The 16380-nt window shown below is 63.5% G+C and carries 17 protein-coding genes; 8 read left to right on the top strand and 9 right to left on the bottom strand.

From position 1 onward, the window contains the following. Positions 1 to 97: 97 nt before the first annotated feature. Genes SPO_RS21635 through SPO_RS21620 form a run of 4 tightly spaced genes read right to left on the bottom strand, consistent with a single transcriptional unit; the run spans position 98 to position 5044 of the window. Positions 98 to 1333: a Tm-1-like ATP-binding domain-containing protein gene (locus tag SPO_RS21635; RefSeq protein WP_011242133.1), complete on the bottom strand. Its 1236-nt coding sequence runs from the start codon at positions 1331 to 1333 to the stop codon at positions 98 to 100. Continuing rightward, positions 1330 to 2274, bottom strand: a complete 945-nt coding sequence (locus tag SPO_RS21630) for a homoserine kinase (protein ID WP_011242132.1) — start codon at positions 2272 to 2274, stop codon at positions 1330 to 1332. Before SPO_RS21630 ends, SPO_RS21635 begins: the two co-directional genes overlap by 4 nt. Beyond that, positions 2271 to 3569 carry an aspartate aminotransferase family protein gene (locus SPO_RS21625; protein ID WP_011242131.1) on the bottom strand — a complete coding sequence of 433 codons (1299 nt, stop codon included), beginning with the start codon at positions 3567 to 3569 and terminating at the stop codon, positions 2271 to 2273. Before SPO_RS21625 ends, SPO_RS21630 begins: the two co-directional genes overlap by 4 nt. Further along, on the bottom strand, positions 3566 to 5044 hold the full coding sequence (locus SPO_RS21620) for an aldehyde dehydrogenase family protein (protein WP_011242130.1): 1479 nt from the start codon (positions 5042 to 5044) through the stop codon (positions 3566 to 3568). Before SPO_RS21620 ends, SPO_RS21625 begins: the two co-directional genes overlap by 4 nt. A gap of 126 nt (positions 5045 to 5170) precedes the next feature. Here SPO_RS21620 and SPO_RS21615 point away from each other — a divergent pair, with 126 nt between their 5' ends. Next, positions 5171 to 6526 (top strand): aspartate aminotransferase family protein, encoded by a 1356-nt coding sequence (locus SPO_RS21615; RefSeq protein WP_011242129.1) that lies wholly within the window; start codon positions 5171 to 5173, stop codon positions 6524 to 6526. A gap of 83 nt (positions 6527 to 6609) precedes the next feature. On the opposite strand, the gene SPO_RS23145 is transcribed toward SPO_RS21615, so the two are convergent. Next, entirely contained in the window at positions 6610 to 6783 is a 174-nt protein-coding gene (locus SPO_RS23145) for an RSP_7527 family protein (protein ID WP_158454193.1), read from the bottom strand. A gap of 198 nt (positions 6784 to 6981) precedes the next feature. Here SPO_RS23145 and SPO_RS21605 point away from each other — a divergent pair, with 198 nt between their 5' ends. Then, positions 6982 to 7941, top strand: a complete 960-nt coding sequence (locus tag SPO_RS21605) for a DMT family transporter (protein ID WP_011242126.1) — start codon at positions 6982 to 6984, stop codon at positions 7939 to 7941. 59 nt (positions 7942 to 8000) lie between these two features. Here the strand turns inward: SPO_RS21605 and SPO_RS21600 are convergent, their stop codons facing one another. The 4 genes from SPO_RS21600 to SPO_RS21585 form a co-directional block, all read right to left on the bottom strand. After that, positions 8001 to 8546 carry a winged helix DNA-binding protein gene (locus SPO_RS21600; RefSeq protein WP_011242125.1) on the bottom strand — a complete coding sequence of 182 codons (546 nt, stop codon included), beginning with the start codon at positions 8544 to 8546 and terminating at the stop codon, positions 8001 to 8003. Positions 8547 to 9082: 536 nt separating this feature from the next. Beyond that, positions 9083 to 10270 carry an MFS transporter gene (locus SPO_RS21595; protein WP_011242124.1) on the bottom strand — a complete coding sequence of 396 codons (1188 nt, stop codon included), beginning with the start codon at positions 10268 to 10270 and terminating at the stop codon, positions 9083 to 9085. Between the two features lie 21 nt (positions 10271 to 10291). Beyond that, positions 10292 to 10681, bottom strand: coding sequence for a carboxymuconolactone decarboxylase family protein (locus tag SPO_RS21590; protein ID WP_011242123.1), 390 nt, complete (start codon positions 10679 to 10681; stop codon positions 10292 to 10294). Then, on the bottom strand, positions 10678 to 11661 hold the full coding sequence (locus SPO_RS21585) for an aldo/keto reductase (protein ID WP_011242122.1): 984 nt from the start codon (positions 11659 to 11661) through the stop codon (positions 10678 to 10680). Before SPO_RS21585 ends, SPO_RS21590 begins: the two co-directional genes overlap by 4 nt. Positions 11662 to 11708: 47 nt before the next feature. Between SPO_RS21585 and SPO_RS21580 the strand changes: the two genes are divergently transcribed. The 6 genes from SPO_RS21580 to SPO_RS21555 all read left to right on the top strand — a co-directional run bounded on the left by SPO_RS21580 (position 11709) and on the right by SPO_RS21555 (position 16109). Continuing rightward, a complete protein-coding gene (locus tag SPO_RS21580) occupies positions 11709 to 12653 on the top strand; it encodes a LysR family transcriptional regulator (RefSeq protein WP_011242121.1) in 945 nt (314 codons plus the stop codon). A gap of 176 nt (positions 12654 to 12829) precedes the next feature. Beyond that, positions 12830 to 13441 carry a hypothetical protein gene (locus SPO_RS21575; RefSeq protein WP_011242120.1) on the top strand — a complete coding sequence of 204 codons (612 nt, stop codon included), beginning with the start codon at positions 12830 to 12832 and terminating at the stop codon, positions 13439 to 13441. A 45-nt stretch (positions 13442 to 13486) separates the two neighbouring features. Beyond that, positions 13487 to 14272 (top strand): AfsA-related hotdog domain-containing protein, encoded by a 786-nt coding sequence (locus SPO_RS21570; RefSeq protein WP_011242119.1) that lies wholly within the window; start codon positions 13487 to 13489, stop codon positions 14270 to 14272. Between the two features lie 60 nt (positions 14273 to 14332). Next, complete coding sequence (locus tag SPO_RS21565) at positions 14333 to 15178, top strand: hypothetical protein (RefSeq protein ID WP_044029557.1); 846 nt, start codon at positions 14333 to 14335, stop codon at positions 15176 to 15178. Between the two features lie 29 nt (positions 15179 to 15207). After that, on the top strand, positions 15208 to 15441 hold the full coding sequence (locus SPO_RS21560; RefSeq protein WP_011242117.1) for a tautomerase family protein: 234 nt from the start codon (positions 15208 to 15210) through the stop codon (positions 15439 to 15441). Then, positions 15438 to 16109: an HAD family hydrolase gene (locus SPO_RS21555; protein WP_011242116.1), complete on the top strand. Its 672-nt coding sequence runs from the start codon at positions 15438 to 15440 to the stop codon at positions 16107 to 16109. The genes SPO_RS21560 and SPO_RS21555 overlap by 4 nt, the downstream gene beginning before the upstream one ends. Positions 16110 to 16380 lie beyond the last annotated feature (271 nt).

Genomic DNA, 16380 nt, shown 5'->3' with positions numbered 1-16380 from the left:
GTGAAAGGATCACCAGATGTCCCTTGATCAGGCCCGAGAGCCGCGCCCGCCCATGATTCACGCGGCGGGTCACCTGCAAAGGGCGAGGGGGCGACCGTTACGCCCCCTTGGCCACAAGCCCCCGCGCCACCCAATCGTCAAAGATCGCCAGCGCCCGCTCGGAGAACGCGGCGTCGTTGATATGGGCGTCCAGCGTGACCAGGTCGGCATTGGCCGGACAGGCGCTGCGGATCTCGTCGCAAAAGGCCGCCAGCCCCTCGGCATCATGCAGCGGCGCGTCCGGGCGGTCCCATTCGTTGCAACCCCCGGTGGGCAGCATCAGCGCCACCGGGCCGCTTGCGCCGGCCAGCTTGGCGCAGATGGCGCGGGCGACGGCGCGGCGCTCGTCCGCCTCCAGCACCGCCGAGGTCAACAGGCGGTTATGGGCGTGGCTGGGCCGGTCGGCCAGCGCGGGGGGCGGCGCCTGCCAGCCGATGTAATCGACCAGATCGTAACAGCCCGGCGCCACCAGTTGCGGGATGCCCCGCCGGCCCGCATTGGTCATCCGGTCCGCCCCCGCCGAGAGACCGCCATAAAGGTGGTTGGCCACCTCTTGCGGCGCGAAATCGAACACGGCGGCAAAGGCGCCCTCGGCCGCCAAGCTCTCGAACGCGCGCCCGCCCATACCGGTCGCGTGGAACACCGCCACCTCATATCCGCGCGCCTCCAGCGCCGGTTTCAGGCTGACCATATAGCGCAGCACCGTCTTGCCGAAGCTGGTCATGCCGATCAGCGGCCGGTCGCGATGCGGGGCCTCGACCGCGCGCGCGGCCCCCAGCACCGCCCCAGCCGCCTGGCTGAGCGAGGCCTTGCAGATCGAATTCAGCCCGTAAAGCCCTCCGGCCCAGAGGATCATCTGCACATCCGCCGGGATCCGCTCGGGCGGCAGCAGGGGCGAGAACGACACGGTCGAGACGATGTATTTGGGCACCCCAAGCGGCAATGCGGCGCACAGGTCCAGCGCCAGATCGGTGCCCATGGTGCCGCCCAGCACGATCACCCCATGGATGCGCCCCGCAAGATACAGCTCCAGCGCCTTGGCCGCCGCGCCCCGGGCCATGATCTGCATGGCGCCATTCTCGTCGCCACTGTCGATGGCCGCCTGAATCGAGCTTCCACCCGCCTCGGCCACCGCATGTTTCGAGACATCCGTGGGCCGGGACGGATCGCCCAGCACGCTGACATCCATCGACAGCACGCCGCCCCCCTGCGCCGCGATCACACCGGCAAGATAGGTCAGCTCGTCATCCTTGGTGTCATAGGTGCCCGCGATCAGGATCGTCTTGTCGCTCATCTCTGCCTCTCCTCCATGAAATCCCTGGCCAGCCGCAGCGCGGTGTCCAGCATGCGCGCCGATCTTTGCCGCCCGCCCGGCTCGTCCAGCCGTGACATGATCCAGCCCGGATAGGTCAGCGCCCGCAGCAGCAGCATGAAATCAAGCGTGCCGGGCTCGACCCTGCGGCGCGCGTCATAGCCCGCGCACAGGCCCGCCCGCAGCCTGTCGTAATCAGGCTGGCCGATGAACTTGACCAGAACCGTGGCAAGGTCGAAATCCCGATACCCCCAGGCGCCGTCGTCAAAATCTATGAACGCTACGCGATCGTGGTCAACCAGCACATTCTCGACGACCAGATCGGCATGGATCAAGCCCTGATCGGCCCCCGGCGCGAAATCCTCGAAACACGCCAGCGCGCGCTCACGGGTCGCGATCATCAGCTGCCGTTGCGCGGGGTCGAGGTCGGGATGCTCCCAGAAGCGACCCCAGAGCGGGTCCGCCCCCAGCAGACCCGAACGCCGCCAGTCGGGGCGCTGGAAACCCGCGGGCGGCGTCCAGCGGTCCGACAGGTCGTGCATACGCGCCATTTGCGCCCCGATCATCCGGCCCACGGCCTCGGCATCCAGATCCGGCGCCAACTGCCCCATCTTGCCCAGCGGTCGCCCGCCAAGCCAATCGAGCAGACTGACATGGCGCCCCTCGATCCGGCCCAGTACGGCGCCATCCGGCTGGCGCACCGGTTGGGGCACCTGCATCCCCGCCTGCCCCAGCATCTCGACCCAGAGCAATTCCGAGGTCAGCTCGGCCTCGCTCCGATACGCGGGTCGGTGAAAGCGCAGCGCATAGTGGCGCGTGCCGTCCGACACCTTCCAGACCTCGTTTTCCCGCTGTGCGGCCAGCTCATAGCTGGCCCCGTCGAGGCCCCAGAGTGTCAAGGCGCGGGCGACAGCGGCGGTCACGGCACAAACGGCGTTTCGGACAGGACGGCGTCCAGTGTTTCGATCAACTGGTCGGCATTGTCGCGGCTGAACGGCATGGGCGGGCGGATCTTCAACGTGTTGTAGTGAATACCCAGAAAGTTCAGCAGCACGCCCCGCTGCCGCATCGCGTTGGCGACACGCTTGGCAAAGGCGGTGGCCGGGGTCTTGTCGGTCCGGTCCAGCACCAGCTCGGCCCCAAAGAACAACCCCGACCCGCGCACATCGCCGATGCATTCGTGACGCCCGGCGAGGTCGCGCAGGCCCTCGCGGGCATAGTCACCCACCGCGCGCGCGTTCTCCATCAGCCCTTCGTCCTGCACCACTTTCAGCGTCGCCAGCGCGGCGGCCGCCGAAACCGGGTTGCCGCCAAAGGTGTTGAAATAGCGGAACCGCTCGCGAAACGCCGCCATGATCTCGGGGCTGGTCACGACCCCGCCCACCGGGTGGCCATTGGCCATGGGTTTGCCCAGGGTGACCACATCGGGTTGAATACCCGCCTTCTGATGCCCCCAGAAATGGCTGCCCAGGCGGCCAAAACCCGGCTGCACCTCATCCGCGATCACGATGCCACCGGCGCGGCGCACCGCCTCGATTGCGGGGGCGAGCCAGCCGGGTTCCAGCGTGGGAAAGCCCTCGTTGGCGAAATAGGGACAGAGGATCAGGCAGGCGAGCTTGTGTCCGCGCGCGGCCAGCGCCTCGATCTGCCCCTGCACGGCGGCGGCAAAGGCCAGCGCATGCGCCGGGCCTGGAACGCCGCCCAAGGGGCGATAGCTGTCGGGCGCGGGCACAAAGGCCATATTGTCCCAATACCCGCCCGGCGGCGGATTGGTGCGCGACAGCTGAGACACCGCCATCGTGTTGCCGTGATAGGTGTGATCGGTCGCGATCACCCCTGTGTTGCCGGTAACCGCCTGTGCCATGCGCAGCGCGATATCGTTCGCCTCGGAGCCGGTACAGGTCAGGATCGCGGTGTCCAGCGGCGCATCAAAGGTCGCCGTCAGCGCCTCGACATAGTCGAGGATACCCTCGTGCAGATAGCGGGTATGGGTGTTCAGCGTCGCGGCCTGCGTCGCGATGGCCTCGACCACGCGCGGGTGACAATGCCCCACATGGGGCACGTTGTTATAGCAGTCAAGATATCTGTTGCCGTCGTTGTCCCACAGCCAGACCCCCTGCCCCCGGACCACATGCACCGGTTCGTCATAGAACAGGCTGACATTCGGCCCCAACAGGCGCGCGCGCCGATCAAGCAAGGCCTGTGTGTCCGGTGTCATAGCTGCATCCAGGCAGTTTTCAGATCCACGTATTTGTCGAGCGCATGCAGGCTCTTGTCATGGCCGTTGCCCGACTGGCCGACCCCGCCCAAGGGCACGGTGCCGTCAGCGCCGCCATAGGTGTTCACATGCACCACACCGGCGCGAATGGCGCGCACCATCCGATGCGCCCGGCCGAGGTCCGAGGTCCACAGACCCGAGGCCAGCCCATAAACGGTGGAATTGGCCAGATCGACCGCCTCACCCTCGGTGTCAAAGGCGCTGACCGCCAGCACCGGGCCAAACACCTCCTGCTGGTTCAGCGTCGCGTCGCGCGTCACGCCGGTCATCACCGTGGGCTGCATGTAATACCCGCCCGTCTCCTCGAGGATGCGCTTGCCGCCCAGGGCGCAATCGGCCCCCTCGGCCAGCGCGGTTTCGACAAAGCGAAGGTTCTGCTCCAGCTGCGCCACCGAATGCACCGCCCCAACGGTCGAGCCCAGATCGAGCGGGTCGCCAACCCTCAGCGCGCTGGCATGGCGGCAGAGCGCATCGACGAATTCATCATGGATCGACCGCTCCACGATCAGCCGCGAGCCCGCGACACAGACCTGCCCCGAATTGCGAAAAATGCCCGCCGCCGAAACCTTGGCCGCATGATCCAGATCGGCCACATCCGCAAAGACCACATTGGGCGATTTGCCGCCCAGCTCCAGGTAACAGCGTTTCAGGTTCGAACGGGCGGAATATTCCAACAGCCGCCGCCCCACCGCGCCCGAGCCGGTAAAGACCAGAATGTCGATCTCCATCGACAGGCCCATCGCCTCGCCCACTTCGGACCCTTTGCCGGTGACCACGTTGAACACGCCCTCGGGCAGCCCCGCCTCGAGCGCCAGTTCCGCCAGGCGCAGGATCGAGAGCGAGGCGCTCTCGGCGGGTTTGACCACGATCGAATTGCCCATGGCCAGCGCCGGCGCGATCTTCCACGCACCTATCATCAGCGGAAAGTTCCAGGGCAGGATCGCGCCGACCACGCCCACCGGTTCCTTGTGCACCAGGCCGAGGATGTCGCCCGCGGTCGGGGCAATCTCGCCATAGACCTTGTCCAGCGCCTCGGCATAATAGCGAAAGGTTCCGGCGGCCGATCCGCTTTCAGCCTTGAAGGCCATCGAGATCTCGGTGCCGTTGTCGCGCACCCCCTGCACGGCAAGGTCCAGCGCCTCACCCTCGATCAACTCGGCAAGGCGGGTCAGCACCTTCTTGCGGGCGGCTGGCGGTTGCCCGGCCCAGATGCGGGAGGTGAACGCATGGCGCGCGGCTGCGGTCGCCTGCGCAACCTCGCGCGCGCCGCCCCGGGCGATCTGGGTCAGGACGCTGCCGTCGATGGGCGAGATCACGTCAAGCGTCTCTCCCCCACCCTCGACGCGCCCGCCGATCACATGGCCGCGCGGCGGGATCACCCGGGTCCGCAGGGCGTCGATAGCTGCCTGATCCATGGCGGGGATCCTCCATCCCTATCGGTTCATTATTCAAACCATCGTTTCATAAAATGCTTGTCATACAGAAAACCCTGTGTCAAGCATGAGCCAATGAGACCTGCCGCCGCAAAGGGAGAGGAACCGATGAAAACCGCCAATTTCATCAAGGAAAACAACGCTCGCCAGTTCTGGCAGCCGATGACTCACCCCGCCGATGCCCAGGCCAACCCGCCCAAGATCATCACCGGCGCGGCGGGTGTGCGAATCCGCGATATCGACGGGCACGAGACGATCGACGCGGTCGGCGGGCTGTGGAACGTCAATCTGGGCTATTCCAACGACGCGGTGAAACAGGCGATAACCGGGCAGCTCGACAGCCTGCCCTATTACTCGACCTTCCGCGGCACCACCAACGATGCCGCCATCGAACTGGCCTATGACCTGTGCGACTTCTTCGCCGAGGAAGGCATCCAGCGGGTGTTCTATACCTCGGGCGGTTCGGACAGTGTCGAGACCGCGCTGCGGCTGGCACGGCAATATCACAAGCTGCGCGGACAGCCCCAGCGCACCAAGTTCCTGTCGCTGAAAAAGGGCTATCACGGCACCCATTTCGGCGGCGCCTCGGTCAATGGCAACAACAAGTTCCGCACCGATTACGAACCGCTGCTGCCCGGCTGTTTCCACATTCCCGCCCCCTATACCTATCGCAACCCGTTCAACGAGACCGACCCCGCGCGGCTGGCGCAGCTGTGCGCGCAGGCGCTGGAGGACGAGATCGCCTTTCAGGGGGCCGAGACCATCGCCGCCTTCATCATGGAGCCGATCCTGGGCGCGGGCGGGGTGATCCCGCCACATGAAAGCTTCATGCCGATGGTGCGCGAGATCTGCGACCGCAACGGCATCCTGCTGATCGCCGACGAAGTGATCACCGCATTCGGCCGCACCGGCGCCTGGTCAGGGTCGCGTCTGTGGGGGGTGCAACCGGACATGATGTGCACTGCCAAGGCGATCACCAACGGCTATTTCCCCTTTGGCGCGGTGCTGATCGGCACCCGCATGACCGAGGTGTTCGAGGGCGACACCAGCGGCAAGGGCGCAATCAGCCACGGCTATACCTATTCCGGTCACCCGGTGGGCGCGGCGGCGGCGGTGGTCTGCCTGAAGGAAACGGTAAAGGCCAATGTGGCCGAGAATGCCGCCACACGCGGCGAAGAACTGTTCAACGGCCTACAGGCGCTGGCCGCCAAACACGAGATGATCGGCGATGTGCGCGGCGGTCACGGGCTGATGGCGGCACTAGAGGTGGTCGCGGACCGGGCCAGCAAGGCCCCCGCCGGCGCCGCCATGATGAACACCGTCTACGAGACGGCCTATGGGGCCGGGGTGATGCTGCGGGTTTCAGGCCCCAATATCATCCTGTCACCGCCGCTGGTGCTGAGCGCGCAGGATGTCGCGGACATCCTGTCGGCGCTGGACGCGGGCTTTGCCGCATTGGGCTGAGGGCGGCTGGGGGCGCTGCCCCCGTCCCCTGCGGTGACTCCGCCGGAGTAATTGCGGCAAAGTGATTGGGAAAAGGCGCCGCTTTACCGCGCCGGTTGGCGGCGGGGGGCCAGGCGCAAGGAGGCTACAAGGCGCATCACGGCCCGGCCCAGCATGGCGATGCCATCGCGCAGGGCCTGAGCACGCAGGCGCTCGGCCTTGCGATGATAAGCGTCGATCTGCGCCTGGCGCAGGTGGGGAATGTCGAACTGGTTCATGATCTGGCCGGGGTCCAAGGGCGGCGGCGCCGCGTTGAATGATCGCCGTCACATAAGCGGGCCGGGCCCGCATGACATCCACCGTTTTGGGATTGCCGCCATGTGCGCGGCGCATGCCTGCCCCTTTTGTGTGAGCGCAAACGGCGCTATGCAGCAAAGGCGCCATCCCGGGCGCAGGCCACCACAGGATCCGATATCGTGAGCAGACCCGCCGCACCCCTGCAGGGCATGGCCTATGCCCTGGCCGGATTTGCCGTCTTCTCGCTTCACGATGCGCTGATCAAGGCGCTGGGGGCGGGCTATTCGGTGTTCCAGATCATCTTCTTCGCCACCCTGTTTTCCTTTGTGCCGATCACCGTGACCATGCTGGCCGACCGGCGGGTGGACACGTTCCGGCCCAACAATCCGGGCCTTGTCCTGCTGCGTTCGGGGCTGATGGTGGGGTCGATGGTTTCGGCCTTCTATGCCTTTTCCCAGCTGCCGCTGACCGAGGTCTATACGCTGCTCTTCACCTTTCCCTTGCTGGTCACCGCCCTGTCGGTGCCCCTGCTGGGAGAGGTGGTGCGCGCGCAACGCTGGGCCGCCGTGGGCATCGGCCTGATCGGGGTGCTGATCGTGCTGCGCCCCGGCATGAGCGCGCTGACCCTGGGCCACCTGGCGGCGCTGACGGCAGCGGTCTGCTCGGCGCTGGCCACGATCCTTGTGCGCAAGATCGGCAATAGCGAACGCTCGGCGGTGCTGATCCTCTATCCGATGCTGCTGGGGGCGCTGGCCATGGGCGCGATGCAGCCGCTGGTCTATCGCCCGCCAGAGCTGGTGCATCTGGGGATGATGGCGCTGGTGGGGGTGATGTCCTTTGCCGCCCAGCACCTGATCATCCAGGCCTATCGCGCGGCGCCGCCGGCGGTGGTCTCGCCGATCCAGTATTCCCAGATCGTCTGGGCCACGCTTCTGGGCGCGGTGCTGTTTGGCGAGCGGCCCGATGGCTGGGTGGCGCTGGGGGCGGGAATCATCATCGCCTCGGGCCTGTTCGTGGTCTGGCGCGAGAGCCGGGCCAATGTCTCGACCCGTTCGCCGGTGCTGCGCGCTGCAAATCCGCGCCCCGATGCCGGGCCGTCCCCCGCCCCCAAGGGACCCGCGCTGGAGCCGGATCGCTAGGGCCGGTACCCACCCGAAGGTGGTGGGACGCCGGTCAAGCAGGCGCGACTGCCCCGATCTTACAGTGACGCCGCCGAGCGGGACGCCTGATCATAAAGGCCCGAGACACTGCGCAGCACCCGCGCCACATGGCTGATCTCGTCATAGTCGCGGTCGGTCGCCTCGGCCGCATCCAGCAGACAGGCCTTGCGCACATCGCGATAGGCCTCGCAGACCTGCCGCCCCTGATCGCTGGTGGAATAGAACATCTCCTTGCCCACCTTGCGCCCCACGACCAGATCCGCCTTGGCCAGTTTCTTGAGCGCATAATTGACGGTATGATTGTCCTCGACATTCAGCATAAAGGCGATGTCGGACAGCCGCTTCTCCTTGCCGCGATGGTTGACATTGTGCAGCACCAGAATGTCGAGCGGGTTGAAATCCTTGTACCCCACCGCCTTCATGCAATGGGTCATCCAGCGCGAAAAGGCGTTATAGGTCATCGTCATCGCGTATTCGAGCTCGCTGAACTGCCAGCCCTGATCGGTGCCGGCCAGGTGATCGGACGAGACGATCGGCGTGGCGATGGGCTTGGCGGGGCCGGATGGCGGGGATTTCGGGCTCACGGTCAGGGTCCAATCATCTGAAAACATCCCGCTCAGCCTACGAAACCCCGACAAAATCCACAAGAAACCGCCGCAAATTCACGACAAATCGAGGCCGTCGCTGACCGGCGCACCGCACAGGCCGCGCGCCTTCGGATAAGGTTGAGTGGTTCTCGTCTCAAACCTCAGTGCAAATCACGGAAGGCCTTTCAAAGTCCTCTGTTAGGCCGCCAGTGCTGCGAACTGGGCAAAAGGCCGGATGCCGGGCGTCATCCGGCCTTTCGGCATTATCTTCGCCGTCCCGATCATCCCGATCCGCAAGCAGGGCCGGTTGTCGAAGGAAGACCGCCCAGCCGCAACCGCCGGAAACGCTCGTCAGGTTATCGCGCCCGCAGCCGGGCCAAGGCGAAGATGCGCCGCCGAAATCCAGATACGCATCGCACTGTTCAGCCGCTTGAACGCCCCTGCCCCTGCCGTGAGCCTTTGCGCTGGCTGAACTCGATGGGGCAAGGGGCCAGCACGCCTCCAGTCCGCATGTTCTAACCGCGACGCTTTGATCATTCAGCAGGCGACATTTGCGGTTCGGCCAAAGAGATAACGCTGACGATGCCAATACCGATAAGGAGCGCCGAGCACAGGAACAGGCCCGGCAGGCTTGTCACACCAAGCAAGGCGGCGCCTATCGCTGCGCCCAACCCGATCGCGCCATTGAAAAGGGCGACATAGATGGCCGAAGCCTGCAAGGCATCTGCGCCGGCTTCCTTCAGAACCCAGGTCTGCAAACCAACCAGTATGGCCGAGATCGAGCCACCCCAGACGATCAGCGCCAGCCCCGCACCGTAGAGGTCGAGCTGAGGTCCGAAAAGGGCCAGAACGCCAAGAGCGGCAGCGGCCAGCAACAAAGACAGCGTCACAATGCGCTTGAGCCAGTTGTCGATCAGGGCGGCGGTCAGCATATTGGCCGCGATGCCTGCCGCCCCAAAGGTGAACAAGAGCGGTGCGATCGCCCGGACCGGTATCGCACTAGCGTTCGCCAGAAACGGTTCGACATAGGTAAATGCCATGAAGTGGGCGGTGACGGCAAAGAGCGTCGCAAGAAAAATGCGTTGGAAGCGGCGGTTCGACAGAATGCGAAACAGGGCCTGGGTTCCGATCCTGCCGGTGCCCTGCACTGCGGGTACGGTGACCAATACGGCCAAGGCGACTGCCAGCGAAAGCCAGCCGATGATCAGGAACGAGCTGCGCCAGCCTTCGCTGGTGCCGACCAGGTTGGCAAGCGGAACGCCCAGCACGCTGGCAACCGAGACGCCTCCGAAGATGATCGACGTCGCCACGCCGACCTGGCGCGCAGGCACGATCTGCGCCCCAAGCGTGCCGATCATGGCCCAGAAAGCCCCGTGGGCGACAGCACCGATAATCCGTGCGCTCATCAGCCCGGCGAAGGAGCCAGAATAGGAGGTGGCAAATCCTGAGGCCGCCAGAACCGCCATCAGCCCGACAAGCAGCGGGCGCCGTGGCAGACCGCCGAGCCAGATGGCCGACGCCAGAGCCGCCGCGGCGGCGATCCAGGCATAGAGCGTCACGATCAGCCCCACCTTGGCGGTCGAGACGCCGAGATCTCCCCCGATCTGGGATAAAAGCCCGATCGGCGCCAGTTCTGCCGTCACGATCGAGAAGCTGCCCGTGCCGAGCGCGGCAATAGCCAGCCAGGCGCGCCAGGTGGCACGTTGAGAATATTGAGACATGGATAAACTCCGGTTTACGCGTCAGATGTTTGCCGCTTCAAAGGCCTTTTTGGCCGATGTGATGGCGTTCATGGCGGCAGGCACGCCGGCGTAGACTGCGATCTGATAGATGATTTCCACAATTTCCGGTCTGGTCACGCCGCAGTTCAGCGCAGCACGCATGTGAAAATCGAGCTGGCCAGGAGCAGTTCCCTTTGCGCCAAGCATCGCAACTGTCAGCATTTCGCGAGTCCTGAGGTCGATGCCCTCCCTGCTCAGGACGTCTGCAAACGAGAAACCGAGGATCAGTTCGGTCGCGCTTGCATCAAAGGCATCCAGATTGTTCGAGACCCGCTCTGACGCGCCGCTCTCCAGCTGATCCAGGATCGCCAGAGCCAGCGTATCGCGTTCGATTCCGTGCGTCGGTTTCATGCGTCCACGCCCTTCATGCCTTCGGCGGTGTAGCGCTCGCCGATGATGGGCAACTCTGCGATGGAGGCTTCGAGCCGCGCGATCTCCTCTCCGGTGAGGGTGATCGAGGCCGCAGCCGCGTTTTCTTCGAGATATCTGCGCCGCTTGGTGCCGGGGATCGGAACGATGTTGTCCCCCTTTGCCAGCAACCAGGCCAGGGAAAGCTGCGCTTGCGAACAGCCCTTTTCCGCGGCGATGGCGGCGATGACATTCGAAATGCTGCGGTTCTGCGTGATCGCGTCTTCGGCAAACCGGGGCAGAGAGGCCCGGAAATCGCCGTCTGTGATCTCATCGGGGGATTGAAACCGCCCGGTCAGAAAGCCACGCCCGAGCGGGGAATAGGGCACAAATCCAATTCCAAGCGCGCGACATGTCGGCAGAACCGAGTTCTCTACCTCGCGCGACCAAAGAGAATACTCGGTCTGGACCGCCGTCACCGGGTGCACTGCATGCGCCCTGCGAAGGGTCTCGGCGCTGACCTCGCAAAGGCCGATGCGGGCAATCTTGCCTTCCTTCACCAATGCGGCGAGGCCTTCCATCGTCTCCTCGATGGGCTGGTTCGTGTTGACGCGATGCACATAGTACAGGTCGATGCAGTCGACCCCCAGCCTGCGAAGCGATCCTTCGCAGGCGGTTCGGGCGTAGCTTGCGCTGTTGTCCAGGCTGCGCTTGTATTCTCCGGGGTTGCGGACAATCCCGAACTTGGTTGCAACCTGGATGCGGGCCCGGCTCTGACGCAGAAACGTGCCGATCAGCTCTTCGTTGTGATGTGGGCCGTACATGTCCGCCGTATCGAAAAAGTCGATCCCCAGCACGACCGCACGCGACATGACGTCCAGCGATTTCTCGTCGTCTCGGGGGCCGTAGAATTCGCTCATCCCCATGCAGCCCAGACCGATGGCTGAAACCTCGAGATCCTGCCCAAGTTTACGTCTTAGCATATTTGCCCTCCTTGCATGACAGGACACAAGCATGGCATGTGTTGATTATGGAAAAACCAGAGAACATTGGGAATACGATTTCCATTATCGGAAAACCATCCGGGCGCTCTCTGGTCTGGGACGATACGCGTGCCTTTCTGGCGGTTGCCCGGCACGGGACGCTCAGCGCCGCGGCTGGCGCGCTGCATATCGGCATAGCGACCCTGTCGCGCCGGATCGACCGGATGGAAGAGGCCTTGGGGGTTCCTCTCTTTGTGCGCCATCAGTCCGGTTATCAATTGACCGAAGACGGCAGCGATCTGATCGAAAAGGCCGAGGCCATGGAGAATGCGGCGATTGCGCTGAGCACCGGCGCAAAGTTGCAGGCCCAACTGACCGGCAAGGTTCGGCTGGCCACTGCCGAGAACTTTGCAAGCGGGCTGATCATTCCCGCTCTGCCCGAGTTCCAAGCCCGCTTTCCGGGGTTGATGGTCGAGATCGTAACCGACATCACCACCGTGAACGTGCACAGGCGTGACGCGGATCTTGCCCTGAGGATGGTCAAACCCCAACGTGGGAACGTGACCCTGCAGCGCCTGGGAACGCTGGGGTACGGGCTATATGCAAGCGAGGCCTATGTGCAGGGCCGCAATCCGGGAACGGATCGGGGCAGTTATGAAACGGACGCCTTCATCTCCTGGGGCGAAGGACAGTCGCATCTGCCAGCGGCGCAATGGGCCGAGCGGATGCTGCGTGGCCGGGCGCCGGCGCTGACCACCACCTCTCTGTCGACGCAGGTCACGGCGGCTGCGGCCGGCCTGGGCCTGGCGGTGCTGCCGCATTTCCTTGCGGCGGATGCCGGGCTGGTCTGCCTGAACGCGAATATCGGGATAGATCAGCCGATCTATCTTGTCATTCAATCCGACCTTGCACAGTCCAGACGAACGCGTGCGCTTGCCGACTTTCTCGCCGAGCTGGTGCATTCCAACCGCACCCGTCTAAGGGGCTACTGACCGATTTCCGCGCATATCCTTTTTTTCCATTTTTGGAAAACTAGTTTACGATTTTACCTACAGATTTCAAAACAGGAAAATGCCATCTGTTCCCTTGCAACGCTGAGATGTTCGTCGAACTCAAGAATCTATCCTTGGGTGCGGGCCTTTCAGCGAGATGTTTCAAGGAGATGGACATGCCTGCAGAACTGGTTCTGATTTCACGCTACCCTGCCAAGCCTGCCGCCGCGCCAGCGCTGGCTGCCAAGCTTGCCCCGGTTGCCCGGGGGCGGACCCTGGTTGCGCTTGACGATGACGAAGTGGTTACCCTGGTCCCGCTGGAGGCGGAAACGGCGCTTGACGGTCTTCGTCACAGTCTGAGCGAGGACGCTGCCGAATTCGCCGAATTCCTGAGCGGCGACATCCGCCGCGAGATCGTCAGCTTTGTCGAAGCGCCCAAATCGTGCAACGGGCCGCTGCCCGACACGCCCTATATTCAGCTGCGCCATGTCGAGGTCAAACCCGAGCAATACGCCGCCTATCGCGATTGGCGTGATGCGACCATTTTCGACGTCGTGCGCAACGCCGACGAGGTCGAGAATTTTCTGGCCTATCACTCGGTCGTCAGCGGCCAGCCCGGCGTGATGTTTGTTTCGGGCTTTTCGGTAGCGCCCGACACCTATGGCGAGGTGTTCGCCTCCGAGCGCTATCAGGACATCGTTCGCCAGGCCGGCGACCGCTACATCACCGGCGGTACCGGTGGCCTCTACACCCGGATCTACGCGGATATGAGCGGGCGCGTCTCCTGACGGCCGCAATCAAAAGTTCTTAGAGCCAAATCGAGAGATTCAGATATGACCGACAATTCCATGAAGTTCGACACGTTGATCGTCGTTGCCGACAAGTTTGCTGAGTTCACAGTGGAAAAACCTGCGGTAACTCTAAGCCAGCTGCACGCCATGCTGAAACTTCCGAAACATCTGGTGCCCGGGGCGGTGCGGCTGTTGCCGGGACAGGGGTTGTCCGAAGGCGACATTGCCGATCTGATTGTGCAGATCAATGCACTGGACCCTGCCGGCCTCAAATGGGAACTGTCCCTTTTGCGGACCCTGCCTGAACGGGCGGACCCCTGCATTTCGCACAAGCGGCGCAGCTGCAACACCCTAATCGGCAGCCCAACCAAGACCGCGCATGACTGTTACCGCATCGATCTGTGCATCGACGAGAATTGCGAGCTGATGGGCGACCATCAAACCGGCCAGCATGTTCAGGGCATGTTGCTGATCGAGGCGGCGCGCCAGTCCTTCATCGCGGTCACCGAGAAATACCTTCTGACCGATCTGGAGGAAAAGACCTATTTCGTCATCAACGCCATCACGACCGAGTTCACCGGCTTCGTCTTCCCGCTGTCGGCCCATATCGAGTACCGGATCGTTTCCGCCAACGTGAACGACCGGCGGCGCAAGTATCAGGTTGAAATGGATTTCATCCAGAATGGCGAGTTGCGCACGCGCATCGGCTGCGCCTTCACGGTCTTCCCCCATCAGGTGATTGCCGAAAAAGAGGCCGCGCTGGCGCGGGACGCAGCTCATTGCGCTTTGACTCAGGTGTCCCTCGGCGCAAATGCGCACGCCGCCTAAGGGAACGCCGCATCGGGAACGCCGCGACCGGCGTTCCCGGGTTGCCCGAGGATATCACCCATGTTTCAGCAGACTTACACCCTTTCAGTGACCACCCAGGGGCCGCTTTACCCGCCCAGCGAGATCATGGACGAAGACGGCAATTTCGTCGTTATCGGTGCCGTGACCACGCGCGCGGATGACGGTGTCACGACCCGATGGACCGGCGCCGTCGTCTCGGCACAATCGCCGGTTCCGGCCTTTGGCGAACGGGCCCCCTACACGATCATCGAGCGGTTTGAACCTGATGAACCGCTTCCAAAACACCTTGGTGACAAGGTGTTGCATACTTTGCCGCTGCCGTTGCCGTGCAACAACTACCCGATGGTTTTTGCCCCGCAACAGTATCCGGATGCAAACACCGAGGACCGGCCGAGCTATCCCTTGCACAGGGCGCCGATCCCGGATTTCGAACCCGAGCACGGGCGACAGCTTGACCGGCCGGTCACGCTCGCTGAATGGGTGCGCGCGTCCGGGACCCTCACGGTCACACTGGAACACGAGGCGCGCAAGGCGCGGTTTTCCTTCACGTTCAGCGATCTTCTGCCGCGCACGTTGTACACGATCATGACCCTTCGCGAACATGATCTGGACCCGGCTGGCCCGACGCGGCCCGGGCCGCTTGGGGTGCCCAATGTGTTCGTGACGGATCGTTCCGGCGGGGCGGCATTCGAGGCGGTGCTCCCCAACCCTTTCCCCGACCCGTCTCAGGAAGGCGGCAACCGGGTCATCAATGTGGTTGTCCTGTGCATGAGCAGCCAGATGAGCCACGGCGGCGCAATCGGCCGCTACGGGCTGGGCGGTGACATCCATGCGCAGCTGAAGTTTCCCCAACCCATGTTTCACGAATTCACGACGCGGGCCTGACCCCGCAACCAGCATCCGAAGGACAAGATATGCCTGTAATCCAGATTTCGACTTTCAAGATGGCCGATCAGCAAAAGGCCGAAGCGCTCTTGCATGAGGTCACCGCCGCGATGCATCGCGTCACCGGGGTACCGCTCGACAAGATCAGCGTGTTCCTGACCGAGGTGGACCCCGCCCGCTGGGCCGACGCCGGTGTTGTCGGAACCCATCCGGAGTTTCAGAACCTGAGCCGCCGCAAGGCCTATGGCGAGGTTTCCGGATGAAACGCTTTGCGTTCTTTGATGTTGATGACACGCTCATCACGGTCAAGAGCATGTTCGACTTCTTCCGTTATTGGACGTTGGAATGGCGAAGGGAATCGGCGGCGCTGGAGGCGTTCGAAAGGGAGTTTTCGCAACTGCGGGCGGCAGGTGAATCGCGCGAAAATCTGAACAGGGCCTACTACCGCTATTTTGCCGGCATTCGGTCGGAAGACATCGAAAGAGCTGGTGCCGCCTGGGCCTCAGCCTGGCTTGCCCATCCAGAGCGCTTTTTCATCGCGGCGCCCGTGCATCTTCTTCGGGAACTGAGCGCAGACGGGGTGGAACCGGTTTTTGTCTCCGGGTCCTTCGACGCAGTTTTGCGACCCATTGCAGACCATTTGTCAGTTACGAACATTTTGGCAGCGCCTTTGGAGCTGCGAGCGGACGGGTGCTATACGGGCCGGATCGGAACGCCACAGACAATCGGCGCTGGAAAGGCTGTTGCGATCCGGAATTTCCTTTCTGAGCAGAAGGTTCGCGCCGACGTGTGTCTGGCGGTTGGCGACGATATTTCCGATCTGCCGATGCTGCAATCGGTCGGAACGGCAGTTGTGGTGGGGGAACACCCTCAGCTAACCGAGATCGCTGATGCCCGGTCCTGGAGACGATTGCCGGCCATGGCAGAGTGAATGGAGCTTTCCGCCAATCCTCGGTCCGGCACGGTTGTTCAAGCTCAGCTGCGTGTTAACAGCTTTCATTGGCGGTGTTGGAGATCTCTGACCGTGCAGGATTCACAATGTGAACCCATGCGGTCAGAGCGCCAGCATGAGCAAACCCCGCGGGCGAAGATATCGTCACCCGGACCGCCGCCGACACAAGTCAAGCACACCTATGAGATGGGTAAATCGGACTTACATAGAAACAGCATCATGTTAACAACTCTCGCACTGGCCCCGAACC

Source organism: Ruegeria pomeroyi DSS-3, from assembly GCF_000011965.2.
Lineage (GTDB): Bacteria > Pseudomonadota > Alphaproteobacteria > Rhodobacterales > Rhodobacteraceae > Ruegeria_B > Ruegeria_B pomeroyi.
Note: the sequence above shows the minus strand (reverse complement) of the source record. Positions and strands in the feature narration are given on the sequence as shown.